Source organism: Photobacterium sp. GB-50 (genome assembly GCF_003026755.1).
Lineage (GTDB): Bacteria > Pseudomonadota > Gammaproteobacteria > Enterobacterales > Vibrionaceae > Photobacterium.
The window spans coordinates 1-25,342 of record NZ_PYNX01000033.1 but is presented as its reverse complement, the minus strand read 5'-3'; the positions used below and the strand labels follow the sequence as shown (position 1 = coordinate 25,342).

18 protein-coding genes are annotated in these 25,342 nt (G+C 40.8%); 11 read left to right on the top strand and 7 right to left on the bottom strand.

Annotation, left to right across the window (positions count from 1 at the left end):
• Positions 1 to 164: 164 nt before the first annotated feature.
• Entirely contained in the window at positions 165 to 1,754 is a 1,590-nt protein-coding gene (gene prfC, locus C9J41_RS21115; protein WP_107207295.1) for a peptide chain release factor 3, read from the bottom strand.
• Between the two features lie 216 nt (positions 1,755 to 1,970).
• On the opposite strand from prfC, the gene C9J41_RS21110 reads away from it, so the two are divergent.
• The 6 genes from C9J41_RS21110 (at position 1,971) to deoD (ending at position 9,298) form a co-directional block, all read left to right on the top strand.
• Positions 1,971 to 2,753 (top strand): TatD family hydrolase, encoded by a 783-nt coding sequence (locus C9J41_RS21110; protein WP_107260488.1) that lies wholly within the window; start codon positions 1,971 to 1,973, stop codon positions 2,751 to 2,753.
• A gap of 221 nt (positions 2,754 to 2,974) precedes the next feature.
• A complete protein-coding gene (locus C9J41_RS21105; protein ID WP_107207297.1) occupies positions 2,975 to 4,264 on the top strand; it encodes a NupC/NupG family nucleoside CNT transporter in 1,290 nt (429 codons plus the stop codon).
• A 588-nt stretch (positions 4,265 to 4,852) separates the two neighbouring features.
• A complete protein-coding gene (deoC, locus tag C9J41_RS21100; protein WP_107207298.1) occupies positions 4,853 to 5,629 on the top strand; it encodes a deoxyribose-phosphate aldolase in 777 nt (258 codons plus the stop codon).
• Positions 5,630 to 5,840: 211 nt separating this feature from the next.
• A complete protein-coding gene (gene deoA, locus C9J41_RS21095; RefSeq protein WP_107294982.1) occupies positions 5,841 to 7,172 on the top strand; it encodes a thymidine phosphorylase in 1,332 nt (443 codons plus the stop codon).
• A 10-nt stretch (positions 7,173 to 7,182) separates the two neighbouring features.
• A complete protein-coding gene (locus C9J41_RS21090; RefSeq protein WP_107246722.1) occupies positions 7,183 to 8,403 on the top strand; it encodes a phosphopentomutase in 1,221 nt (406 codons plus the stop codon).
• A gap of 172 nt (positions 8,404 to 8,575) precedes the next feature.
• Complete coding sequence (gene deoD, locus C9J41_RS21085) at positions 8,576 to 9,298, top strand: purine-nucleoside phosphorylase (RefSeq protein WP_107207301.1); 723 nt, start codon at positions 8,576 to 8,578, stop codon at positions 9,296 to 9,298.
• 92 nt (positions 9,299 to 9,390) lie between these two features.
• Here deoD and C9J41_RS21080 read toward each other — a convergent pair whose 3' ends face one another.
• Complete coding sequence (locus tag C9J41_RS21080) at positions 9,391 to 10,005, bottom strand: YtjB family periplasmic protein (protein WP_107290864.1); 615 nt, start codon at positions 10,003 to 10,005, stop codon at positions 9,391 to 9,393.
• A gap of 333 nt (positions 10,006 to 10,338) precedes the next feature.
• Here C9J41_RS21080 and serB point away from each other — a divergent pair, with 333 nt between their 5' ends.
• Positions 10,339 to 11,304, top strand: a complete 966-nt coding sequence (serB, locus tag C9J41_RS21075) for a phosphoserine phosphatase (RefSeq protein ID WP_107207303.1) — start codon at positions 10,339 to 10,341, stop codon at positions 11,302 to 11,304.
• Between the two features lie 90 nt (positions 11,305 to 11,394).
• On the opposite strand, the gene C9J41_RS21070 is transcribed toward serB, so the two are convergent.
• On the bottom strand, positions 11,395 to 13,746 hold the full coding sequence (locus tag C9J41_RS21070; protein ID WP_107294981.1) for a PilZ domain-containing protein: 2,352 nt from the start codon (positions 13,744 to 13,746) through the stop codon (positions 11,395 to 11,397).
• 147 nt (positions 13,747 to 13,893) lie between these two features.
• Here C9J41_RS21070 and radA point away from each other — a divergent pair, with 147 nt between their 5' ends.
• A complete protein-coding gene (radA, locus tag C9J41_RS21065; protein WP_005369493.1) occupies positions 13,894 to 15,288 on the top strand; it encodes a DNA repair protein RadA in 1,395 nt (464 codons plus the stop codon).
• 66 nt (positions 15,289 to 15,354) lie between these two features.
• Here radA and C9J41_RS21060 read toward each other — a convergent pair whose 3' ends face one another.
• Both C9J41_RS21060 and ettA read right to left on the bottom strand, forming a co-directional pair.
• The gene (locus C9J41_RS21060) at positions 15,355 to 16,338 is read right to left on the bottom strand and encodes a M23 family metallopeptidase (RefSeq protein ID WP_107294980.1); all 984 of its coding nucleotides are present in this window, start codon (positions 16,336 to 16,338) and stop codon (positions 15,355 to 15,357) included.
• A gap of 183 nt (positions 16,339 to 16,521) precedes the next feature.
• On the bottom strand, positions 16,522 to 18,189 hold the full coding sequence (gene ettA / locus C9J41_RS21055) for an energy-dependent translational throttle protein EttA (protein WP_107246717.1): 1,668 nt from the start codon (positions 18,187 to 18,189) through the stop codon (positions 16,522 to 16,524).
• 263 nt (positions 18,190 to 18,452) lie between these two features.
• Between ettA and sltY the strand changes: the two genes are divergently transcribed.
• Positions 18,453 to 20,402 carry a murein transglycosylase gene (gene sltY / locus C9J41_RS21050; RefSeq protein ID WP_107207307.1) on the top strand — a complete coding sequence of 650 codons (1,950 nt, stop codon included), beginning with the start codon at positions 18,453 to 18,455 and terminating at the stop codon, positions 20,400 to 20,402.
• 156 nt (positions 20,403 to 20,558) lie between these two features.
• Positions 20,559 to 20,876 (top strand): trp operon repressor, encoded by a 318-nt coding sequence (gene trpR / locus C9J41_RS21045; protein ID WP_107207326.1) that lies wholly within the window; start codon positions 20,559 to 20,561, stop codon positions 20,874 to 20,876.
• A 48-nt stretch (positions 20,877 to 20,924) separates the two neighbouring features.
• Here the strand turns inward: trpR and yjjX are convergent, their stop codons facing one another.
• Both yjjX and C9J41_RS21035 read right to left on the bottom strand, forming a co-directional pair.
• The gene (gene yjjX / locus C9J41_RS21040) at positions 20,925 to 21,440 is read right to left on the bottom strand and encodes an inosine/xanthosine triphosphatase (protein WP_107207308.1); all 516 of its coding nucleotides are present in this window, start codon (positions 21,438 to 21,440) and stop codon (positions 20,925 to 20,927) included.
• A gap of 146 nt (positions 21,441 to 21,586) precedes the next feature.
• On the bottom strand, positions 21,587 to 22,228 hold the full coding sequence (locus tag C9J41_RS21035) for a helix-turn-helix transcriptional regulator (protein WP_045128392.1): 642 nt from the start codon (positions 22,226 to 22,228) through the stop codon (positions 21,587 to 21,589).
• Between the two features lie 677 nt (positions 22,229 to 22,905).
• Here C9J41_RS21035 and C9J41_RS21030 point away from each other — a divergent pair.
• Positions 22,906 to 25,342 (top strand): hypothetical protein (locus C9J41_RS21030; RefSeq protein WP_107294979.1); only part of this gene is annotated, 2,437 nt, incomplete at its 3' end.

Sequence of the window (25,342 nt, the reverse complement as noted above, 5' to 3'; positions counted from 1 at the left end):
GAGGCCGTCAGTCACTTTATTCTGCCGGACAAAAGAAAGGACCGAACGTTTCCACGTTCAGTCCTCTTTGTGCCATCCAAGTACCCGTTTAGGTATAAACGATGATGCTTATCCGAACGGCATTAGAGCGTGATGCTCGGCTTTGTTCTATCTAGCTGAGGTGATTAGTGCTCACGAGTTGCACGGAAATCAACTTCAGGGAAACGCTCTTTTGCAAGGTTTAAGTTAACCATCGTTGGGGCGATATAAGAGAGATTATCGCCACCATCTAGAGCAAGGTTAGATTGGTTCTTACGCTTAAACTCTTCGAGTTTTTTCACGTCATTACACTCAACCCAACGCGCAGTTGCTACATTAACGCCTTCATAGATTGCTTCAACGTTATATTCCGCTTTAAGACGGGCAACAACCACATCAAACTGAAGTACACCAACCGCACCAACGATCAAATCGTTGTTTTGCAGTGGGCGGAATACCTGTACCGCACCTTCTTCTGAAAGCTGTACCAGACCTTTTAATAGCTGCTTTTGCTTTAGTGGATCTTTAAGACGAATACGACGGAATAATTCTGGTGCGAAGTTAGGAATACCTGCGAACTTCAGGCTTTCACCTTGAGTGAAGGTATCACCAATTTGAATCGTACCGTGGTTATGTAGGCCGATAATATCACCAGCATAAGCCGTTTCTGCGCGAGAACGATCACCTGCCATAAATGTTACCGCATCAGAAATACTTACATTTTTGCCAGTACGAACATGGTTCATCTTCATACCTTGGGTGTAAGTACCCGATACAATACGCATAAAGGCAATACGGTCACGGTGTTTAGGATCCATGTTTGCTTGGATCTTAAATACGAAGCCAGAAAACTTCTCTTCTGTTGCTTCAACTTCACGCTCATTCGCTTGGCGAGAAAGTGGTGCAGGTGCCCATGCCGTTAAGCCATCAAGCATGTGATCAACACCAAAGTTACCCAGTGCGGTACCGAAAAATACTGGTGTTAGTTCACCGGCTAAAAATAGCTCTTCATCAAATTCATTTGATGCGCCCATTACAAGCTCTAGCTCTTCACGAAGTTGTTCCGCAAGCTCTGTACCAACAGCTTCATCAAGATCAGAATTTTCCAATCCTTTAATGATGCGTTGCTCTTGAATTGTGTGGCCTTGACCTGTGCTGTATAAGATCGTTTCATCACGGTGGATATGGTAAACACCTTTGAATTCTTTACCACAACCGATAGGCCATGAAATAGGGGCACAAGCCATACCTAATTCATTTTCTACTTCATCAAGAAGCTCCATTGGATCACGAATATCACGGTCCAATTTGTTCATGAAAGTAACAATCGGTGTATCACGTAGACGCGTCACTTCCATTAACTTACGAGTACGATCCTCGACACCTTTTGCCGCATCGATAACCATTAAACATGAGTCAACAGCGGTTAGGGTACGGTAAGTATCTTCAGAGAAATCTTCGTGTCCTGGAGTATCAAGAAGGTTTACTAGGCACTCGTTATATGGGAACTGCATTACAGATGTAGTTACCGAGATACCACGTTCTTTTTCCATCTCCATCCAGTCTGATTTGGCGTGTTGGTTTGAACCACGGCCTTTTACTGTACCGGCTTTTTGGATAGCGTTTCCGAATAACAGTACTTTTTCAGTAATGGTGGTCTTACCCGCATCGGGGTGAGAGATGATAGCGAAAGTACGACGTTTTGATACTTCGCCCTGAAACTGAGTTTGCGACATTAGCGTGTTCTTTTTTAATAAAAGTACTCCGTTGCTGCCGTATTACATCAAGCAAAGCAACAGAACAGAATGAATGGAGTGAGTTACTGCTTATTGTCGCTGATTTTAGCGCGAGACTCAATCTAGGTGTATAAGAATCATTAAGGGTAGTTAGAAATAATATTAAGATTATATTGAATCATCACTATTTACGTATTAGTTACTACAGGAATATTTATGATAGATACCCACTGCCATTTTGATTTCCCCCCCTTTAATGATGACCCAAAGCGAGCATTGGCATTGGCGCAAGAGGGAGGGGTTAACCAGATAGTGATCCCAACGGTAGGGCAATCGAATTGGGCTAAAGTACAGCTGTTATGTCAGCGCTATCCCGCACTTTATTACGGTTTAGGTATTCATCCTTTCTTTAGTGCTGAGCATACGAGTGATGTTTGTCAGCGTTTACATTTTGAGTTGAAGGAAGCACTTCAACAACCATATTCAAAATGTGTTGCCGTAGGTGAATGTGGACTAGATTTTGCCATTGAAACCCTTGATAGAGAATTACAACAAACATGGTTACAAGCACAATTACAGTTAGCGAATATCTATCGACTGCCAATTATTTTGCATTGCCGCAAAGCCTTTCCTGAATTAGTGCGAGCCATAAGAGCAGATACGCCATCTCAAGGTGGGGTCTATCATGGGTTTAGTGGCAGTTATCAGCAAGCAGTTCAATTAATAGATCTAGGCTTAAAAATTGGTGTTGGCGGTACTATCACCTATGAGCGTGCGAAAAAAACGCGAGAGACTATCGCGAAATTACCTCTCTCTGAGATTGTGTTAGAAACCGATGCGCCAGATATGCCCGTCTGTGGTTTCCAAGGTCAGCCGAACAGACCGGAAAGAATCGCTTATGTAATGAATACGGTTGCGTCTCTTAAAGGGATAAGTATCGAGTCTGTCACTGAAGCGACAACCTTAACGGCACATGAACTTTTCAAAATCCCATCGTGATCTTGGTGCAAAAGGTAAACGATTGCGTAAAACGTTTGCGTTTCATGGGTGAACTTTTTGTGATGGTGTTCACGTATCGATTAACTCTTTCATGATTGTGGCATCAAAATTGTGAACTTAGCATTACTTTGTCCGCGCATCGATGGGTATAATGCGCCCGACTCTTAATAGAGCCGAATTGTCGAGACGCCAAACTTAACTTAATAGGATATACATAAACCATGAGCATGTTTATGAGCCTGGTTGGGATGGTTGTACTGCTACTTATTGCGGTACTACTATCAGACAACCGTAAAGCAATTAATCTACGTACTGTTGGAGGCGCGTTCGCTATCCAATTTTTATTAGGTGCATTCGTTCTTTATGTACCAGTTGGTCGTGATGTGCTATATGGCATGTCTCAGGCAGTTGCTAATGTTATTGCTTATGGTAATGACGGTATCAATTTCCTATTTGGCGGTCTAACATCGGACAAAATGTTTGAAGTGTTCGGTGGTGGCGGCTTCGTATTCGCACTACGCGTTCTTCCTGTTATTGTTTTCTTTTCCGCGTTGATCAGTGTTCTTTACTACCTAGGTGTGATGCAAATTGTTATCAACATCCTTGGTGGTGGTCTACGTAAAGTATTGGGTACTTCTCACGCTGAATCTATGTCAGCGACAGCAAACATTTTTGTTGGTCAAACAGAAGCGCCACTAGTTGTTCGTCCATTCATTCCTAAAATGACTCAGTCTGAGCTATTTGCAGTAATGTGTGGTGGTTTGGCGTCAGTTGCTGGTGGTGTACTTGCAGGTTACGCATCAATGGGTGTTCCTCTAGAGTACCTAATTGCAGCATCATTCATGGCAGCCCCTGGTGGTTTATTGTTTGCTAAAATCATCAAGCCAGAAACAGAGCAGCCTGTAGAGCAGATTGCTGGTGTCGACGAAGAAGGCGTTGAAAAACCAGCTAACGTTATTGACGCAGCAGCGGCCGGTGCATCATCAGGTATGCAGCTTGCGCTAAACGTAGGTGCGATGCTACTAGCATTCATCGGTCTAATCGCACTAATCAACGGTATGCTAGGTGGCATTGGTGGTTGGTTTGGTATGCCTCAGCTGACACTAGAACTTATCCTAGGTTACATTTTCGCACCACTTGCGTACCTAATTGGTGTGCCATGGGGTGAAGCACAAGTGGCGGGTTCATTCATTGGTCAGAAGATTGTTGTTAACGAATTCGTGGCTTACTTAAACTTTGCACCGTACTTAAAAGACGTGGCAGATGGCGGTATGGTTGTAGCACAAACAGGTGTTGCAATGACTGAGAAGACGAAAGCTATCATCTCATTCGCACTATGTGGTTTCGCAAACCTATCATCGGTTGCAATCCTACTTGGTGGTCTAGGTGGCCTTGCTCCAAGTCGCCGTGCAGAGATTGCTCGCTTTGGTATGAAGGCAGTAGCAGCAGGTACATTATCTAACCTAATGTCTGCAACGATTGCTGGTCTGTTTATCTCTTTAGCAATGTAATTGCAGAGATAACTGAATAAAGAAGAACGCCTCAATGAAAATTGGGGCGTTTTTTTATGCCTGATACTTTTGGTTATCAACAGGAAAAGTAAACATTATGGCTATTGTTCTAAATTAACTTCATAAAATCGATTGCGTTCCCTTTTCTTATATTCCACTCTGCTATTCTTATGCTAAAGATTATAAGTGTGTTGAGACAGGTAGTATCAGACTCAGCAGTAAATAGTGACGTCAGAAGTGCTCATTAACTGTTTCTGATTCTCTATTTTAGTAAACACATTATCCACTGGTGGAAACATAAGTTTGATAGGCTTAAGACGGCGGTCTTGCTATTATTGAGCCTAACAAATACAGCGATTTGTAAGAGCGGGCGAGTTGTTCGGCTCTTGCGCGGGAATAGGGATAAGTCATTTGGTAAGTATTCACTTACTAAAACTTCAAGGAATCAAGTCCGCTCATTTGTTGCAGTAGTTCTTACTGCATTCGGTAGCCTAATGAATAATCATTAGCGCTTTACCTTCGTTTATACTGATATTTAGAGCCTTATAGCTAAGCGCTTTAAATGTAATATTACGACTGGAGATAGTCATGAGCGATTTAAAAACTGCTGCACTACGTGCACTTAAATTAATGGATTTAACAACACTGAATGACGACGACACTGACGCAAAAGTGATCGAGCTTTGTAAGAATGCAAAAACAGTGGTTGGTAATACTGCAGCAGTGTGTATTTACCCTCGCTTTATCCCAGTAGCGAAAAAGCAACTACGTGAGCAAGGTACGCCAGATGTACGTATTGCAACGGTAACGAACTTCCCACATGGTAATGATGATATCGAGATTGCTGTTGCAGAAACCAAAGCGGCAGTGGCTTACGGTGCTGACGAAGTAGACGTAGTATTCCCATACCGCGCACTTATGGCGGGTAATGCAGAGGTTGGCTTTGAACTTGTGAAGCAATGTAAAGCGGCATGTGGTGATAACGTACTGCTTAAAGTCATTATCGAAACGGGTGAGCTAAAAACTGAAGCGCTAATTAAGCAAGCATCTGAAATCTCAATTAAAGCTGGTGCTGATTTTATTAAAACCTCAACCGGTAAAGTGCCTGTTAATGCAACACCAGAATACGCACAAATCATGCTTAACGTGATCAAAGATATGGGCGTTGCTAAAACTGTTGGCTTTAAGCCTGCTGGTGGTGTTCGTACTGCTGAAGATGCACAGCAATACCTAGCAATGGCTGATGATATTCTTGGTGCAGAGTGGGCTGATAGCCGTCACTACCGTTTTGGTGCATCGAGCTTACTTGCTAATTTGTTACACACACTAGGTGAAGGTGAAGAAGCGGCGCAAGGCGGCTACTAATCCTTTGTAAACAAGGTGGTGATGTGCCACCTTGTTTTAACTCTTTGTCGGCATTATAAATGCCGTACTAATTCTTGAATTGGCTTTTTCCAGCACTGCATTTTCGCGGTTGTTGCCTTTTTTGCACCTAAAATTTAGAAATAAAGCAAAATAAAACACAATTTAAGCATTGGTGACCCTACTTCGCTGAATTAAAAGTAAGAGGAACAGCATGTACTTACCTCAAGAAATCATTCGTAAAAAGCGTGACAATATTGAATTAAGCGCCGATGAAATTAACTTTTTCATTCAAGGTGTAGCGAAAGACACCGTCTCTGAAGGCCAAATCGCCGCATTTGCAATGGCGATTTATTTTAATGATATGACGATGGATGAGCGCGTTGCCTTAACTTGTGCGATGCGTGATTCAGGCATGGTGATTGATTGGGGATACATGCACTTTGATGGTCCTATTGTTGATAAGCACTCAACTGGCGGTGTCGGTGATGTTACTTCACTGATGCTAGGTGCAATGGTGGCAGCATGTGGTGGTTATGTACCGATGATCTCTGGTCGTGGCTTAGGTCATACAGGGGGGACATTAGATAAGTTAGAAGCTATCCCTGGTTATAACATCACACCAACTAATGACGTTTTCGGTAAAGTAACCAAAGAAGCCGGTGTGGCAATTATTGGTCAGACCGGTGATTTAGCACCAGCGGATAAACGTGTGTACGCAACTCGTGATGTAACCGCGACGGTTGATAATATCTCACTTATTACCGCCTCTATTTTGTCGAAGAAATTGGCGGCTGGCTTAGATTATCTAGTAATGGATGTAAAAGTTGGCTCTGGCGCTTTCATGCCAACGTACCAAGCCTCTGAAGAGCTTGCGAAATCAATTGTCGCTGTTGCAAATGGTGCTGGCACTTGTACTTCTGCATTGCTAACGGACATGAACCAAGTCTTAGCATCAAGTGCGGGTAACGCAGTTGAAGTGCGTGAAGCGGTCCAGTTTCTAACTGGTGAATACCGTAACTCTCGTTTGTTTGAAGTCACCATGGCACTGTGTGCTGAAATGTTAGTGATCAGTAAATTAGCAACTGATACCCAACAAGCGCGTGTAAAACTACAGGCCGTATTAGACAACGGTCAAGCCGCTGAGCGGTTTGGTAAAATGGTAGCAGGCTTAGGTGGCCCTACTGATTTTATCGAGAATTATGACAACTATTTAGAGAAAACTGAGATTGTAAAACCAGTATTTGCTGAAACAACAGGTTTTGCTCATGCTATGGATACGCGTGGCTTAGGTATGGCGGTTGTTGGTATGGGCGGTGGTCGTCGTGTTGCTAGCGATAATATTGACTATGCGGTTGGTTTTAGCGACATGATCCGTTTAGGTGATGAAGTTTACGCTGATACCCCTCTTGCAATGGTACATGCTCGTACTGAAGCGCAATGGGAAGAAGCAGCGAAAGCGATTCGCAGTAATATTACAGTGAATGAGAACAAACCTGAAGCGACACCTGAAGTTTACCGACGTATCACCAAACAAGATGTGTAATGGAGTAACGATGAAACGTTCAATTATTTTAGTGCTAGATTCTTTTGGTATTGGTGCCTCTGCAGACGCTGATAAATTTGGTGATGTAGGTGCAAATACCTTAGGCCATATAGCACAGGCGTGTGCGCGTGGCGAAGCCAATAATGGCGATCGCAACGGTCCATTACACTTACCTAATTTAACTAAGCTTGGTTTAGCGAAAGCGTGTGAAGAATCATGCGGTAGCTTCCCTGAAGGCATGGATCCAAATTCCGAGATCACTGGTGCTTATGGCCATGCGCAAGAACTTTCTTCTGGTAAGGACACACCGTCTGGTCACTGGGAAATTGCCGGTGTACCCGTATTGTTTGAATGGGGTTACTTTAGCGATAAAGAAAACAGTTTTCCTAAAGAACTGACCGATCGTATTCTTGCTCGTGCAGGTTTAGATAGTTTCTTAGGTAACTGCCATGCATCAGGTACACAAGTGCTTGATGATTTGGGTGAAGAGCACATGAAGACAGGGATGCCTATCTTCTATACGTCTGCTGACTCAGTATTCCAAATTGCGTGCCATGAAGAAACATTCGGTTTAGAGCGTTTATTAGAGCTTTGCCAAATTGCGCGTGAAGAGCTAGAAGATTACAACATTGGTCGTGTTATCGCGCGTCCATTTATCGGTGCGGGTAAAGGTCAATTTGAGCGTACAGGGAATCGCCGTGACTTGTCGCTTGAGCCGCCAGCAGCAACGATCTTGCAAAAGCTTGTTGATGAAAAACAAGGTGAAGTGGTATCGATTGGTAAAATTTCTGATATCTATGCTGGCTGTGGTATTTCAAGCAAAGTAAAAGCGACAGGTATTCCTGCTTTATTTGATGCAACACTTGAACAAATGAAACAAGCGGGTGACAACACTATTATATTTACCAACTTTGTTGATTTTGATTCAGCCTACGGTCACCGTCGTAATGTTGCGGGTTATGCGGCTGCGCTTGAGTATTTCGATCGCCGTCTTCCTGAGATTTTAGCGTTACTTCAAGGTGACGATGTACTGATCATTACCGCCGATCATGGTTGTGATCCAACATGGCCTGGTACTGATCATACACGTGAGCATATTCCTGTACTTGTTTCAGGACCTAAGATTAAGCCGGGCTCATTAGGTTTACGTGAAAGCTTTGCTGATATTGGTCAGAGCCTAGCTGAGTACTTCGGTACAACAGATATGGAATACGGTAAGTCGTTTCTATAACTAAAATTTAAAATAAGGGTAAACCTTATTTACCCTTATTTATTCTTTAAAAGACATGATTGTTCAGCATTTTCCACTTTATAATGTCGGGCAATCACAGCATGTTTAGCTAAACGTTAGTGATTAATTTTCAACACTGACAGCTAACTAAAATTAGGAAAAGGATACAACTATGGCTACTCCACATATTAATGCTGAAATGGGTGATTTTGCAGATGTCGTTTTAATGCCGGGCGATCCGCTACGTGCTAAATACATCGCTGAAACTTTCCTAGATGATGCAAAAGAAGTATGTAACGTACGTAGTATGTTAGGCTTCACGGGCACATACAAAGGTCGCACGATCTCAGTTATGGGCCATGGTATGGGTATTCCATCATGTTCTATCTACGCAACAGAATTAATTAAAGATTTTGGTGTGAAGAAAATCATTCGTGTGGGTAGTTGTGGTGCTGTACGTGATGACGTTAAGTTACGTGATGTTGTTATCGGTATGGGCGCATCAACAGATTCTAAAGTAAACCGTATTCGTTTTGGCGGTCATGACTTTGCAGCGATTGCTGATTTCGGCATGGTACAAAATGCGGTAGATGCAGCAAAAGCGAAAGGTATCCCAGTTAAAGTGGGTAATATCTTCTCTGCTGATCTGTTCTACAATCCTGATTTTGAATTCTTCAAAACAATGGATAAGTACGGCATCGTTGGTGTTGAGATGGAAGCGGCTGGTATCTATGGTGTTGCAGCTGAGTTTGGTGCTAAAGCATTAACTATCTGTACTGTTTCTGATCACATCCTACGTGGCGAAGCAACAACATCGGAAGAGCGTCAATTAACATTCAACGAGATGATTGAAATCGCGTTAGATTCTGTGATCCTAGGTGATGCAGAAGCATAATCTTTACTGATTGCGCACAAAAAAACGGAAACAGCTCGGCTGTTTCCGTTTTTTTTTATCTTGTTAATTTGCCTGCGATTAACAAACCGTATTTAGTCTTTCGCGTTTGCCGTAAGAAAAAACGGGAAGTGCCAAATATCCTTTCTGCGACCGAAGGTAAAAGCAAGCAACACCCCAATCATCAATGAAGCCAGTGTTAAGCCTCGAATAATACGGGTCATATAATGAATTTGGTCTTTGGCATTGGCTAACAATTTATTGTGCTCAAGCGTAATACGAACAAAACCAATCACATGCTTATTAGCAAAAATAGGCTCAACAATTTGCTGGCGACCAATGCTGGCCATCGCAAGCGGTGTTGATAGCCCTGTCAGTTGTGTCAATGGCATTGAGTTATCGGTTTTCGCCAAGGTCACACCTTCAATATTGTAGATAGTGGCGTCCAAAATTAATGGCTCATCGGATAAGTTATTCACCAATTTTTGTAATTTATCTTGGTTATTATCCGTAATATCACTGGCTGCATTTTCTGCCGCTTGTCGTACTAACATACGTGATAATGTTTGAGTTTGCTCACTTAGCATTTGGTAGTTACGCTGGGTTAAGAGCGCGCTGTATTCCAGCATTCCAATTAATACTAAGCCACATAATAGGAGAACAGAAAGCCGTCCTAGATGTTGCCAGCGTTTCTTTTTCCACTTTATCATCGAGTTAACCTTTGCTGTGTTCTGATGGTATTTTACACGATAATAGAGTCGTTAAGAATATCCCTGTTTATTTGATTTATTAGTAATAAAAACAGATGGTTAAATGTCCGTTCTGATATTTAGTCATAAATAATTACTCTTTTTATTGTATTTATTTAAGATAAATAAGTGAAAATTAACTATGTTTCATTACAGTTTAGTAACATTTTTGGGTTGCTCTTCACTATCAGTATCGGTAGTTTGTAAAGAAGTAGCGACAAATTGCACCATTATTACGATATTGCCATTTAAATCATCGTAATATAGCAATAAGTTACTTTTAGGATAAATAATATGGATATTGAGTACGTGCTGAAAATAAAAAAACACCCCACGCTGTATAAACGTTTCCCACAATTATTAACGGTAACCAATGGTGATAAACGCCAAGCGCAATGGTTATTTTATGGGAAAAATATTAGCCATTATGATGTTGAATTATTAAATAGTGCAGTACACGGTGATCTTCAATTGCTGGCCGGCTGGAAAGTGGGATCTTATGATGTTTTCACGATCGCGAATGATCTTACTGAGCAAGCAGAGCAAACACTGGCTGAATTACAGTTAGATTACTTCCAGCTTTCCGATCTTCCTGAGTTAGCGGAGCCAGGTTTAGTTGTTTTTGATATGGACTCTACCGCGATTCAAATTGAATGTATTGATGAAATCGCTAAGTTAGCTGGTGTGGGAGAGCAAGTCGCTGAAGTGACAGAGCGAGCGATGCAAGGTGAACTCGATTTTGAGCAGAGTTTACGTCAACGTGTTGGTACACTCGAAGGTGCCGATGAAGCGATATTGGCTCAAGTAAAAGAAAACTTACCCTTTATGCCTGAGATGCGTGAAGTAGTGGCAACATTGCATGCCTATGGCTGGAAAGTCGCGATTGCGTCGGGTGGCTTTACTTATTTCTCTGATTATTTACAGCAAGAGTTAGACTTAGTTGGGGCGTTCTCAAATCAATTAGAAATCGTTGATGGTAAATTAACGGGGAATGTTCTTGGTGATGTGGTGGATGCGCAAGCAAAAGCGAATATCTTGCAAAGTCTTGCTGAGCAATATGATATCGAACCACACAATACGGTCGCTGTAGGTGATGGAGCAAATGATCTGGTGATGATGAAAGCGGCAGGTTTAGGGATTGCTTATCACGCGAAACCGAAAGTTGAACAACAAGCACCTGCCGTGATCCGCCACGCTGATCTCGGTGGTATTTTATGTATCTTATCAGCATCGCTCGTACCGCAACGACTAAGCTGGTAAGCCATTTAGAAATAGATAAAAAGCCGTTGATTGTCTCTATTTATTATAGAAACGATCAACGGCTTTTTTAATGGCTAAAGAAAAGCGTTATTAGCTGATCTCTAATCGAACTAACACTTCATCTGTTATATCAAAGATTTCGCCGCAACCGATCAAAGAAATAAATTCGGCTTCTAAAGCTCGTGCTCGATGGAGAGTTAAACGCGCCAATTCACTCAGTTTTTCACCAATTAATGCTGTTAAAGGATTAAAAATAGGTAAGGCGGTGACACGAATAGCGATAAAGCTACCGCTTTTACGTGCAAATGAGATAAAGCGAATACGCTCTTCGATGCTCTCAAACTCATAGCTGGCTTTGACTGCTATCTTTTTTACCTTGCCATCAATTTGCTCAAAAGCGATGTAGAGTTCATGAACATAAGGCTCACGTATATTCTCGATAGGACGCATTGGATACGCTAACATTTCTTTTACTCGACGCTTAAACAGTAAGCCAAGTTCAAAATGTTTTTGCTCTCCCAGTTGATAAAAAATATCAGCGAGTGGCGACAATGGAAAGTTTGATCCAACAGCTTTGACTTTTATTTTGTGATCTATCTTTTCGGCAAAATAAGGAATGCTATTTAAACGGGTTAATAGCATTTGGTGCATAGCAAGTAACATAGCAGGCGAGGGAAGTTGCTCCTCACAAAGAGCGAACCTTTCTTCATTATTTTGAATAAGTTTACGTAAAAACTTTTCACCGACACGTGATTCTTGACTATCGCGTATCGTAAGTTGGATATTTTTTCCGTCAGGGCTAGTACGAATCACTTGATAGGGCATTCGGCCTAAGATATCGAGCTTAGCTAAGCGCTGTAGTTGCTCAAATTTAATCGTAACGGGATCATCTTTTTTGCAGCGAAATGGCGTATCAAGATTAATATTGAGTCCACGGCTCGAAAAGTCGATCGAATGACCATGGCTAATTAATTGCCCTTGTTGATATAACGAGATCGTTGTTTTATAGCTAAAACGTGATTCACTGCGTTGAGGTTTTGGATCAAAATGGATCGCTTCAGCTAAACAAACCGGATTTTTCGGATGCCTAAAAGGACTGATCGCTTGGCTGGATAATGTTGATTTCTGCGTTAAACGATAATCTGATTGGGTATTTTTATGGGTGATATCTTGCAGAACCCCTACATGGGTGAGATCTTGAAATTTCTCAATCATTTCGGGAGCAACATCATTGAGCTTTTCAAGCTCTTGTTGACGTAAAGGGTAAACCGTCAACCGCATCACTCGCCAGCTATCGCGGTGCGAGCCTAATTGCCAAAAAATACGGCGCTGCTCTTGGTCCATTTCAGGTAAGGCGGCAGAATAAAAATAGCGTTGGCCTTGATGATCGTGATGGAAGCAATAAATTAAGGTGCTAGATTGCTTTAGCCCTTTATGTCCAAGTGAAGCAATACGCTGCTCTGATAATAATTGATTGATCACAGGCTGATTACGTTCATCGTGCCAGTATTGCCATAAATAACGGTTGTGATCGGTCAGTAAAGCGTATTTAAGCTCAGTATCAGAGAAAAAGAGAGGCAGCCCGACGGTATGTTTAAGAAAGCAATGTTCATAGCCTTGGGTACGCGCCTGAATAATTTTATCTTCATGATTATTTCGATGGCGGAGTATGCCTTTATTTTGACTAGCGATGATCAGCTTTTTTAACGCTTCATTTTCACTTAGCGCAATGAGACGTAGCCATTTAAAGCTAGCGTCTTCAGGGTTATCATCAATGCCTAATACCCGATAGCGATGAGGTTGCTCTAAAAGAGGCTCATTGTGTATTTCTGCCAATTGTGGGAAGTAAGCATCAATAGTCTGTCCTAACCGATAGCTAAAGGCCGAAGGGACTTTAAATTTCGCTCCTGATGACGAAAGATCCGTTGTCATTCCCCAGATCTGTTGATTAAAAGGAATGCTGATAGTTACGGGGGTGCTAATTTGCAGTCGGTTTTCTTCTCGATGGAGATAATGACCAAAACGGATCAAATTAGCGGTAAATAACTCTGTGGTTACTTTTTTCTCCGTCGATGTTGCACGCTCACCTTGTTGATGTAATTCTCTAAAATTATTATGCGTGTTCACCAAGGCCTCATAGAGACCAACGCAATATTGATTATTGAAGACCTTACTACGGCGGTGAAGAATATTAATAGCAACATCATCAAGCCAATGGGTTTGACCATTAAAAGTATAAGAGCGGCATTGACCTTTTACACGACCACGTAAATCAATGATTTTTTTGCACGGGGCCATTAACCGATTAATTTCCATTTTGATACGGAGTTTGATCGGCCCTGATTCATTACTGGTTAAACTATCAAAAACTTGGTGGAAATCTTCACTTCCATAAGCAGGTAGTAGTTGCTCTATGAGTGCTTTGTAATCGTCCAACTGCATTTTATTTTCTGTTAAAAGATTCACTGATAGTATTATCTGCTAATGGTGATAAAAGTTTAATGTAAAGTAACAAAAATTCACATTTAAGTTGAGGTTTACATTGAATAATATTGGTTTATTCGATGGATTAGACATTTAGGGTAAAGAATGGCAAAAGCAGCAAAACGAGCATATGTTTGTAGTGATTGTGGGATGGACTTTGCTCGTTGGCAAGGTCAGTGCTCTGGATGTAAATCGTGGAATACGATCACTGAATTTACGATCCCTAACACCAAGTCTGGCTTAACCAGTAGCTCGGCACGTTCAAGTATTGGCGGCTATGCGGGTGTTGTGGGGGGCGGTTCTAAAAAACTCAATGAAGTTGAAACCGTTGAAGCTGAAAAAATGCTAACGGGCATTGGCGAGCTTGATCGTGTGTTATGCGGTGGTTTAACGACGGGATCAGTGAATATTATTTCTGGTGATCCAGGGGCGGGTAAAACAACGCTATTGTCAGATCTGGTTTCTCGGATGTCACAGCTGATGCCATCACTTTACTGTACAGCAGAAGAATCTCTGTCGCAGTTTAAGAACCGTGTAAACCGACTTAAGTTAAATTGCAATGAAGATAATTTATATCTGATGGCGGAAACCAGTGTTGAAGCGATCATCGCAGAGCTTGAAGTTAAGCAAATCAAGTTTGCGGTGATTGACTCCATTCAGGCGGTATCAACAGAGCTTGCCAATGGTAGTCCGGGTTCGCCATCGCAAGTAAAGGCGGCAGCGCAAGCATTAACGCAGTACTGTAAACAAAATAATGTGACGATGTTTTTGATCGCACATGTGAATAAAAACAATGAAATTGCCGGTCCTCAGACCCTTGTTCACATTGTCGATTCTCTGCTGCACATTGATACCAATGATGGGCAGGTACGTACATTGCGTGCCAATAAAAACCGTTTTGGTGATGTTGATACGGTAGGTATTTTCCGTATGACAGAGCGCGGTATGCTCAGTGTTGATAATCCAAGTGAGATCTTTTTATCTGGCTCAACAACAGAATCTTCAGGCTCTGCCATTACCTGTATTCGAAAAGGTAACCGTAACCTATTGTTAGAGATCCAGTGTTTAACCACTGAAACTGAAGGTGAGTTTCCACAGCGTGTTTGTGTGGGGTTGAATATGAACCGGATAAAGATGCTAACGGGGATCTTACGTAAACATGCGAAGACCAAGATTTATCACGATACTTTTTTCAATATTGTTGGCGGCTTGAAAATTGACGAGTCGGAAACCTGTATTGATTTGGCGCTGGTGGCGGCGTTGTTAAGTAGTCTGAATGAATTTGTGGTGCCGCGTACTACGTGCATTATGGGAGAGCTCAGTCTTAACGGTGATGTGCGCCCAATTGATAGCGGTGTACCTCGGGTAAAAGAAGCAGCGCAGCATGGTTTTACCGAAATTTTTATCCCTTACCGTAATTACCATAAATCGATGGAAGGCTTAGGGGCGAAGATCACGCCTGTCAAAACCATTCATGAGCTGTTAGATCTGATCAATTAATGAAATGCGAGAGGTGTTTCTTTTGAATAAAGAACCGTGCCTCTCGTTTTTCGTTATCGCTCACCGTTAAGGTGTGTTGGTTTGTTTGGGATTTGATTTCGGCTGATTAACGGTTTGAAATGTTGCTTCATGATTTTTAGAAGCAAGCTGTATCTGCATCTCAACCATACTACCCACCGTGTCGAGTAAGGATGCCCATTGCACATTGGGTTCTTTTTTAAAGATCGTGTCGAAGTTTTTAATATCCCAATTGACGAAGGGACGTGGATTTAACGGTTTTCCTAAAAAGTGGATCTCATAATGGAGATGAGGGCCTGTGGAAAGACCTGAATTTCCTGTCCAGCCAATCAATTCCCCTTTATTCACAAATTGTCCTGCTTTGACATTAAATTTGCTCATATGGGAGTAAGTCGATACAAATCCCATGGCGTGATTTAAGATCAGTTGATTACCATAACCATGTTTGCTGCTCTTCGCTTTTTCTATTACCGCATCGGCTGGGGCATAAATAGGCGTCCCGCTTTTTGCCGCAAAGTCTAAACCATCATGCCTTTTTCGTTGTTTAGTTATAGGGTGCACACGGGTACCAAACCCTGATGTTAATTGTACATTTGGAGTGGGTTCACCATTAGGAATAAGCTGAAACAGGGTAGCTTTTACCGCCGAATTGATCGCAGCGGTATTAACGCGTTTTTGAAGATCAAGATCTTTATTTTTTTCACCTAATCCCAGCACACTCTCCATATCATCAATACGTTGATTAAGTATTGTTAAGGCTTGTTTTTTTTGCTCTATTGTCGCGTTCAACGTTCTATTTAATGCGGTTTCTTCAGATAATGATGCACTGAGCTCTAAGGCTTGTTTTTGTAGTTTAGAGACTTGCTGGTGGGAGCTTTGGGCTGAGGTATAAAGCTCAAATATGGCATGTGTACTATAGGTAAGCGCGCCACAAAGCAGAAAAAGGGCCCCATAACGAAAACTATTAATCAGTAATGCTTTTTTATTACTTTTATGTAGTTGGGTAGCAAGCGATTTTATATTAAATATCATGAAAGAAGACACATTGAGCAATTTCTGAAGCTAGAGTCTATGTGCTTAGATTAATTATTGCTAGTTACCTGTCTCTCATTTGTGTAATAGCCTTGCAGTTTAATGGTCTTATCTCCCTTGTTTTATTAATAAACAAAAAGAGCGACCGAAGCCGCTCTTTTTCATTTATCACGAGTGAATTGCTTATTTAGCAATACGCTTGTACTTGATACGGTGTGGTTCTGTCGCATCTGAGCCTAGCGTTTTCTTAAGCCAATCAGCGTATTCAGTGAAGTTACCTTCAAAGAAGTTCACCTGACCTTCGTCACGGTAGTCTAGGATGTGTGTTGCGATACGGTCTAGGAACCAACGGTCGTGCGAGATCACCATTGCACAGCCTGGGAACTCTAGTAGCGCTTCTTCTAGTGCACGTAGCGTTTCAACGTCAAGGTCGTTGGTTGGCTCATCGAGGAGTAATACGTTACCCCCTGCTTTAAGTAGTTTCGCAAGGTGAACACGGTTACGCTCACCACCAGATAGATCACCAATGCGTTTTTGTTGGTCACTACCTTTGAAGTTAAAGCGAGACACGTATGCACGCGCAGGGATTTCAAAGCTGTTGATCTTGATGATATCAGCGCCTTCAGAAATCTCTTGGTAAACCGTGTTGTTGTCGTTCATGCTATCGCGGAACTGCTCAACCGATGCCAGTTTCACAGTATCACCTAGCTCAATAGTACCTGAATCAGGTTGCTCTGTACCACTTAGCATCTTAAATAGGGTAGATTTACCCGCACCGTTGGCACCGATGATACCAACGATAGCACCCTTAGGCATGCTGAATGATAAGTCATCGATAAGTACGCGATCACCGAACGATTTGGTTAGGTTGTTCACTTCGATAACTTTGTCACCTAGACGCTCACCTGGTGGAATGAATAGCTCGTTAGTTTCATTACGCTTTTGGTGATCGTTGCTTTGTAGCTCTTCAAAGCGTGCCATACGTGCTTTCGATTTCGCTTGGCGACCTTTAGGGTTCTGACGTACCCACTCAAGTTCTTTCTCGATAGTCTTCTGTAACGCGCGCTCTTGAGATGCTTCTTGTTTTAGACGTGCATCTTTTTGCTCTAGCCATGAAGAGTAGTTACCTTGCCATGGAATACCTTCACCACGGTCAAGCTCTAAGATCCAGCCAGCAGCATTATCTAGGAAGTAACGGTCGTGCGTGATAGCCACAACAGTACCGCTGTAATCGACGAGGAAGTGCTCAAGCCATGCCACAGATTCAGCATCTAAGTGGTTGGTTGGTTCGTCAAGTAGGAGCATGTCAGGCTTATCAAGCAGTAGACGGCAGATAGCAACACGGCGACGCTCACCACCGGATAGGTTCTTAATCACAGCATCCCATTCTGGAAGACGAAGTGCATCTGCTGCACGCTCAAGTTGCATACCTAGGTTGTGACCATCTTTGGTCTCGATTAGTGCTTCAAGCTCGCCTTGCTCTTTAGCAAGTACATCAAAATCTGCATCAGGTTCTGCGTAAGCTGCGTATACTTGGTCAAGACGGATCAGTGCTTCTTTTACATCAGACACTGATTCTTCAACGATCTCACGTACCGTTTTACTTTCGTCTAGGATTGGTTCCTGTGGTAGGTAACCAATTTTTAGGCCTGCTTGTGGACGTGCTTCACCTTCGATATCAGTATCGATACCCGCCATGATACGTAGTAATGTTGATTTACCTGCACCGTTTAGACCGAGGACACCGATCTTAGCGCCAGGGAAAAAGCTCAGTGAAATATCTTTTAGAATTTGACGCTTAGGTGGGACGATTTTTCCCACTCGCGACATGGTATAGACGTAATCAGCCATATCCGTGTGTGATCTCTACTTAAAAAATGAAAGGGAATATTTTACCTGTTCTGGACTGAAGTTTAACAGAATTGTTTATATTTGGTGGCGAGAGCAATAAAAAAACTGACTCAAAAAAGCAGGTTGATTTCGCATAAATGTAACAAAAGGCTATTCCATTATCTGAATAGGCTTATGAATTATTTGCTAATATGATTGTCTCAGATGTAGTTGCTGGTACCGTTTAGCCCAAGCAACTGGGATTCTACTTTCATCTATTTGATATGGAGCTTCTAGTGCCACGCATTCCAACTTCCCCCAATATTTTTTCGATTGCACTGTTATCACTGGGCATGATTAGCACGTTTACCGTGCAGGCAGCCTCGTTAGAGCAACAGCGTACTTGGTATGATCAGGCGCAAACAGCGTTTGATAACAATAACATGGCGGTATTTAATGCCAACAAAAGTAAATTAGGTGGGTATCCGCTATACCCTTACTTGGAATACCGTCTCTTTAATAAAGACTTAGATAATAAAACACCTAGCCAAGTAAAAACCTTTGTTAACCAATATAAGGCATTGCCTTTTAGCCAAACCATTCAGCGTAACTACCTGTCTGATCTTGCAGGGGCTGAGAAATGGCGTGACTTCCTATCGATGCAGCCAACAGAGCCAAGTAGTACTTCTCTAAAATGTTCTTACTTTTATGCTAAGAGCCAAACCGGTCATGCAAGCCAAGCATGGGCGGGAGTAGAGAAACTGTGGGAGACGGGGGGAACATTACCTGCGGTTTGTGACCCATTATTAGAAGCATGGACGGCTGCGGGTAAACGTACTAATACCTTGATTCTTGATCGTATGTTGCTAGCGTTTAAGAAAGGGAATAAGAGTTTAGCTACCTATCTTGATAAGCAACTAACAGGCAGTTCACAAGCCACGGGCGACAAAATCCTTGCGCTATTAGATAAGCCTCAAGGCGTGGCTGATTTTGCTAAACAGAGCAAAGTGACCAAGTTCAATCAAGCGTTAACTGAAGCGGCCTATTATCGCTTAGCGCGTGCTGATGTTAAGCAAGCTGTTGCTTCATATAATCAAGTGGTTGCGGGCCAGCATTTTGATAAAGCAACCAAGCAAGCATTGGCTGATGCGGTGGCATCACGACTCATGTCAACCAGTGATCCTGCGTTAGCGAAATGGCGTGATAGCAAACTGAAAACGAGCCAAAACGTGAGTATTTTAGAACGTCGTATTCGTAATTCGATCCGTGAAGCGGATTGGAGCGGCGTACAAACGTGGATCAATCGCTTGCCAAAAGAGGCGAAAGACAGCTCTCGTTGGACATTCTGGCAAGCGCAGCTACTTGCGAAAAAAGGGCAAAAGAAGCAAGCCGATAAAATTTATCAATCACTGTTAGGTGAGCGTGATTTTTATAGTGCTGCTGCTGCAACAATCTTACATAAGCCGATTGTATACCCTAATCAAAAAGGGCCAACATCGACTAAGTTAATTCAACCTTATACTAAGACCTTAAAACGTATTGGTGAGTTAATAGATACTGATAGGCTAATAACAGCAAACCGTGAATGGGGCTACTTATTATCGAGAGTACAAGGGGTACAAACTAAACGTGAGTTAGCGGTATATGCGGAAAAACATAAGTGGCATCACTTAGCGGTTCAGGCGACGATTTCAGGTAAATTATGGGATCATATGGCACTTCGTTTCCCACTCGCGCATAAATGGTGGTTTGACTTCTTTAGTAAAAAACGGGGTATACCGACATCTACCATGATGGCATTAGCTCGACAAGAAAGTGCCTTAAATATTCATGCGCAATCACACGTTGGTGCGCGTGGTTTAATGCAATTAATGCCAGCAACAGCAGCGCATACAGCGAAGAAATTAGGCCGAGATTATGCTGGTAAAGAAAGCTTATTTGATCCTGGCGTTAATATTCGCTTAGGCAGTGGCTACCTAAAAATGATGCTAGATAACAATGACGATAATCGTATTTATTCTTTTGCTTCGTATAACGCAGGGCCTGGTCGCGTAAAACAGTGGAGAAAACAGACCGACGGTAAGTTAGATGTGTATAGCTTTATTGAGCAAATTCCATTTAATGAAACCCGAGGTTATGTGCAAAATGTGCTTATGTTCGATGTGTACTACAATGAACTAATGGGTAAAAAGGCACCGTTATTAACGCAGAAAGAGTTAAAAGCCCGTTATTAATAACAGTGACTTACTATCGTGATTAACCATAAAAGCCGAGTGTTGTGACACTCGGCTTTTTCTTATTTGTAATATCGAGAATTACTGGCTGATATCTTGGTGTCGATAGATTATCAAGGTACACTGCAGCAAGATGACATACCTGATGAGGTAACTATGACAACAACTTCTGATAGCCCTGACTTCACCGAGTGGCAGAATGTACTTGATTTGATCCGCCATGCTTCTGCAGAGGAGCGAGATGCGTTGTTATTCCAAGTATTATTAACTCATGATGAGCGAGAAGCATTAATTTCACGTGTGAATATCGTCCATGAATTACTCAATGGTGAACGTAGTCAGCGTAAGATCAGTGAATTATTAGGGGTCGGTGTTGCTACAATCACCCGAGGTTCTAATGAGTTAAAACATCAGGATGATGAAACAAAAGCATGGTTAGCGAATTTTCTTGCGCAGAATAAACCAGAGCAATAATCATGTTGAAAATAGGATATTGTTATTTCAACAATATCCTATTTTTTATTAGAACAATTGCGGATTAAGGAAAGGGATCAAAGCCAAGATTAACGCTTGCTGATAAACCGAGCTTCGCGTTAATAAATCATTGGTGAGCATCGCAATCGCTCCGCCTTTTTGTTTCACATTTTGTTGGTTAAACATTTCATCCATAATGTCACCTAATTCCATGCCTTGTTGTATTTTCTCAAGGGCTAATGGCGGTAACGGTAATGATGCTGAGCGTGATTCACTATATTGCCCGTCATGCTCTATCACCATCCATGCAAAGGTAAATTTGTCGTCAATCCCCGCTTCTAATCCCACAATGTAGTTAGCATCAGGACATTGTTCACGACAGTGTTTTACCCTATTTCGAGCGCCCAACAAGGTTTCTTCACTGGTAAGGGGCTGATCTCGAACACCACTTTGGGCTGCAATACCTTCAACATTAAAACAAAGCAGAGGAAACGCGAGAGAGAAAGCATCGCGTACAGCAGCAACTTTTGCTGGGTTGGTTGAAGCGACCATAACTGTTTGCATGAGTGAATACCTAAATCAAATCGAATGCGTCTCAGTGTACTGGAAAGATATTGAGTCGGTAAACTATTGAAATGATATCGGGAAAAGGAAAATAAAAAAGCCCGCGATTTCTCGCAGGCTTTCGTATATTCGATGTTTTCTGATAATTACAGGCGATCGTAAGCCCAATCAGATTGGATGATGTAACCGTGAATTTGAAACTCATCGTTATTAACGAATAAGTTAGGAAAATCAGGTTGTGATGTAGAGAATACAACACCATCAGCGAGTTGCGTCATATGGTAAAAATCAGGCTCACTACCACGAACAGAAGCAAAAACAGGTTGCTTAGGACGGTAATCGGCTTTTTTTGTCGCTAGCGCATAGCTACCAACAGGCGCACATTGTGAAATATTTTCGTTATCGATTAACAGGCCTAAACACTCTTCACGCTCTAGGTGCTGGGGGATCGCGCGCTTGCTGATCACCTCGACAGAGCTACCGTCGTTATATGCTGAAAAGTCTTTACGGTGAATAACAGGGATGTAAGTGCATGTCGCGGCACTATCTAACTCAGTACTGATTGTTGTTGTTGCTTGAGTACCTGTATCGACCTGACCTGTTAAAATATAACCAATAGAGGTATTTAATGTATCTGCAATTTTTTCTAGTTCACGAACTTCAATGCCGTACTTGCCGGATAGTTTACGGCTCATCGTGCCTTGTTGAAGATCTAGAGCTTCGCCAAGTTGTTTTTGGCTAATACCTTGAACCTTAGCTAAACGCTTAATTCTCTCTAAATATTCCATAACATTAGCTTCCTGCTTTAAAATAAGGTGAATGCAAAAGGGCATTCTTAAAAGTCATAATTGAGTTTACTTATTATTGTAATAAAGGAATCCCTTAAGCAACAAAAGTGAGATTTATCTAGGTAAAGAAATATACCCTGAGGGAAATATGGGTAAAAAAAGGGACAAAATGCGCGATTAAAAAAAAGTGACTAGAAGAGAATATCGCTAATACTGTATGAAATGTCACTGTAATAGTGGTTAGTGATTATAAGGTATTGATTAAAATAATTATATTAATAAATTTGATTGGTTTTCATGATGTCTCATTAAGGATTGATATGTATTCTGGTGCATATTTTATTTGAAATGGATATTAATAACCGCATTGGTTAGTGTTTGTAGGTATTTAATCGGTATTGTGTTTATTAATAGATATTTAATATTAATGATCTTGACTATTCTTTTTTGGAATAAGTGTAAGTGCAATTATCATCATAGAAGGAATTTTGAATATCAACAAAGACTGCCATGGTAATTTCAATAAAATCAATGTTTAAGTTATAGATGAGAGGTTGAGCTAAGGAATCATCGAATACACTATTACTTATTATGCATCTAGATGCTCACCCTGTATGCTCTTGGTTGAATTGTATTGATTAAGGGGATGGTTGGTGAGATATATAGTGGTTTCAATTATGCTTTTGGCTATGTTTGGTTGTAAGGAAGATATTGAAAAAAGTGATATTGGACCTTTATCTGATGTAGAGTCTTTTGCCCGCTCTAATGAGCAAGACGTTGTTGACAGTAATGATGTATTACCCCCAGAAAACCCTTCCGTTATAAATGATAATGTTTCTCCTCATCCTGAAGGTTCAACGGTTGTTGATGAAGACATAGAAAATAATGTTTCTCCTCAGCCTGAAGGTTCAACAGTTGTTGATGAGAATATAGAAGGAGATGAGACGCTTCCGAGACCGGATCAAAATGAAAAAAAACAAGATATTAACCTACTTGTTTCAGTTGATGGTGTAAACGTTCCTCATTCAGATTTATTAGTATTTGATAAAGAAAACCGATTTATTATAAAAGATAATACTCAATATATATTACATAAAATTTCCGGCTGTAACGGTTACCTTGATAATGAACATTATATTATTAATGATATAAGTAGCTGTAACATTAATGCTGAATTTAAGAAGAAAAAATATCACGTAACGTCTAAAATTGAGGGTGATGGTGAGTTGTTACCATCAGATTTTCATATAGAAAAAGATAAAAAAACTAATGTAACTATTTCCCCAAGTAAATTTAATAAGCTTATCTCTATAAAAGGATGTAATGGCGAGTTAAAAGGTGAATTATATGCCATTGATAGCGTAAATAATGATTGTGAAATAGAAGCTTTATTTGAAAAGGAACCGTTGACATCGATAAAATATGAAAATGTAAAATATACTGAGACAAACTTGCTGGTATCACCAAAAAAAACACCGATAGTTGATGCTGTTATCACTAATATAGAAAACAATGAACCGAGCAATAAATTTAACTTCACAGATATATATTTCAATTATATTGATGGCTACTGGCACATAGATAATAAAACATCATTACCTTTAAAAATGGTTTCTGTTAAGTTTGACGGTAATATAGTGCTAATACAATTATCACAACAATTACCACCATATAGTTCTGGTGTACTCGATTTTTATTCTGTATCTCCAGCAGATATTAAACTTGAAAGTCAAACTAAAATGTTTAATCCTCAAATGATTATGGGGCCTTATCAAGATTTATGTTCTGAAAAAGAAGGTGACGGTACAACGTGTTATTCTTTACCTGATGAAGTAGAAAGAAAAATTATTGAGGTCTATTTAGCTAATATGCACTTATTGGCGAATACATTTAATTATACAAAAGAAAAAGATGCTTTTTTTGAACGACGGTGCAGTTTAAATAATGAAAACTGTGATAATTATAGTGACGATTTACTTCCTATTTCACAAAGAAATTTAATGCGATTTGGTGCAGAAGGTCACCGATTAACATTAAAAGTGATGAGAAATGAATATAAAGCAGAAGGCGTTGGAGGGGGAAGTACGCCAAACTTATCGTTATTTGAAACAACGACAGGTGGGTGGGCTTCGATTTACTACAAGTACACTAAACCTGAGTATAGTAAGTACAGACATTTTACTAATTCAGCTTACACGACTTGGTATCATGAAATTGCTCATGGCTTTGGTTATGGGCACTCGAGTGGTATGACATATGGTTTTGCTGATTATTTTTCAGCAAGCCTCGTTTCAAATGATCTAACTGATATTGAGAGAACGCAATTACCTTTAAATCCTATTCCTGAATTATTATTAGAAACTGAATTTATAGATGATAATAAAATTAACATCGAATTTTTATCTAATACAGGCGCTGAATTAAAAAATGTAAAATTTGATGTTTTAACGTCTTGTCAATGGAACTACTCTCTTGAATATTATGACTCTTATGAAAATGACTCTGTTGTTATCCATTATGATGATGCCCCTAAGTGTCCTCTATTTTTAAGAGCTATATCGAGTGATTTAAAATTCATTGCCACTAAGAAAATAAGTAAGTTTGAACTAACAACATCGAAGCAATATAAGATAAAAAATAAAACGTTTACTATTCTCAGTGATAGGCTTTTAGATAGAGAAGCAAATGGATGGGGAATTAGAAGCCTTTGCCCTTTAAATAACCATTTAGCAACGAAAGATGAGTATAGTGAATTATGGCAATACTTATATGATGCTGATAAGTTATCATCTTTATCAAAAAAACTATATTTGGCATCAGATGGTCCCAGAGATTATGTTATTTGGCAACTTAACCTCACTATGGATGAAATGGTAGCTAAACATTATGGAATGACGAAATTGTTAAACTACCAAGGTCTGGCTTGTGTTACGGATGAACCATTAAAAGCTAATGATGAATATCAGGAACTTAATCTTGATAAAGAGTTTAATGATCCAAAGTATTGGCATACAACTGAATTAAATGATGTACTTTTTGGGAAAGTTAAAAACAAAAACTTCTGGCATGTAAGTAAAATAGAAAAAGCATTGTTTAATAAACACTATTCCCTTA

Coding starts and splice junctions, on each gene's coding strand:
- C9J41_RS21090 (WP_107246722.1), top strand. CDS start 7,183: ATGAAACGTTCAATTATTTTAGTGCTAGATTCTTTTGGTATTGGTGCC.
- yjjX (WP_107207308.1), bottom strand. CDS start 21,440: ATGCAAACAGTTATGGTCGCTTCAACCAACCCAGCAAAAGTTGCTGCT.
- C9J41_RS21105 (WP_107207297.1), top strand. CDS start 2,975: ATGAGCATGTTTATGAGCCTGGTTGGGATGGTTGTACTGCTACTTATT.
- serB (WP_107207303.1), top strand. CDS start 10,339: ATGGATATTGAGTACGTGCTGAAAATAAAAAAACACCCCACGCTGTAT.
- C9J41_RS21070 (WP_107294981.1), bottom strand. CDS start 13,746: ATGCAGTTGGACGATTACAAAGCACTCATAGAGCAACTACTACCTGCT.
- C9J41_RS21035 (WP_045128392.1), bottom strand. CDS start 22,228: ATGGAATATTTAGAGAGAATTAAGCGTTTAGCTAAGGTTCAAGGTATT.
- C9J41_RS21060 (WP_107294980.1), bottom strand. CDS start 16,338: ATGATATTTAATATAAAATCGCTTGCTACCCAACTACATAAAAGTAAT.
- deoC (WP_107207298.1), top strand. CDS start 4,853: ATGAGCGATTTAAAAACTGCTGCACTACGTGCACTTAAATTAATGGAT.
- C9J41_RS21110 (WP_107260488.1), top strand. CDS start 1,971: ATGATAGATACCCACTGCCATTTTGATTTCCCCCCCTTTAATGATGAC.
- ettA (WP_107246717.1), bottom strand. CDS start 18,189: ATGGCTGATTACGTCTATACCATGTCGCGAGTGGGAAAAATCGTCCCA.
- prfC (WP_107207295.1), bottom strand. CDS start 1,754: ATGTCGCAAACTCAGTTTCAGGGCGAAGTATCAAAACGTCGTACTTTC.
- sltY (WP_107207307.1), top strand. CDS start 18,453: ATGGAGCTTCTAGTGCCACGCATTCCAACTTCCCCCAATATTTTTTCG.
- C9J41_RS21080 (WP_107290864.1), bottom strand. CDS start 10,005: ATGATAAAGTGGAAAAAGAAACGCTGGCAACATCTAGGACGGCTTTCT.
- trpR (WP_107207326.1), top strand. CDS start 20,559: ATGACAACAACTTCTGATAGCCCTGACTTCACCGAGTGGCAGAATGTA.
- deoA (WP_107294982.1), top strand. CDS start 5,841: ATGTACTTACCTCAAGAAATCATTCGTAAAAAGCGTGACAATATTGAA.
- deoD (WP_107207301.1), top strand. CDS start 8,576: ATGGCTACTCCACATATTAATGCTGAAATGGGTGATTTTGCAGATGTC.
- radA (WP_005369493.1), top strand. CDS start 13,894: ATGGCAAAAGCAGCAAAACGAGCATATGTTTGTAGTGATTGTGGGATG.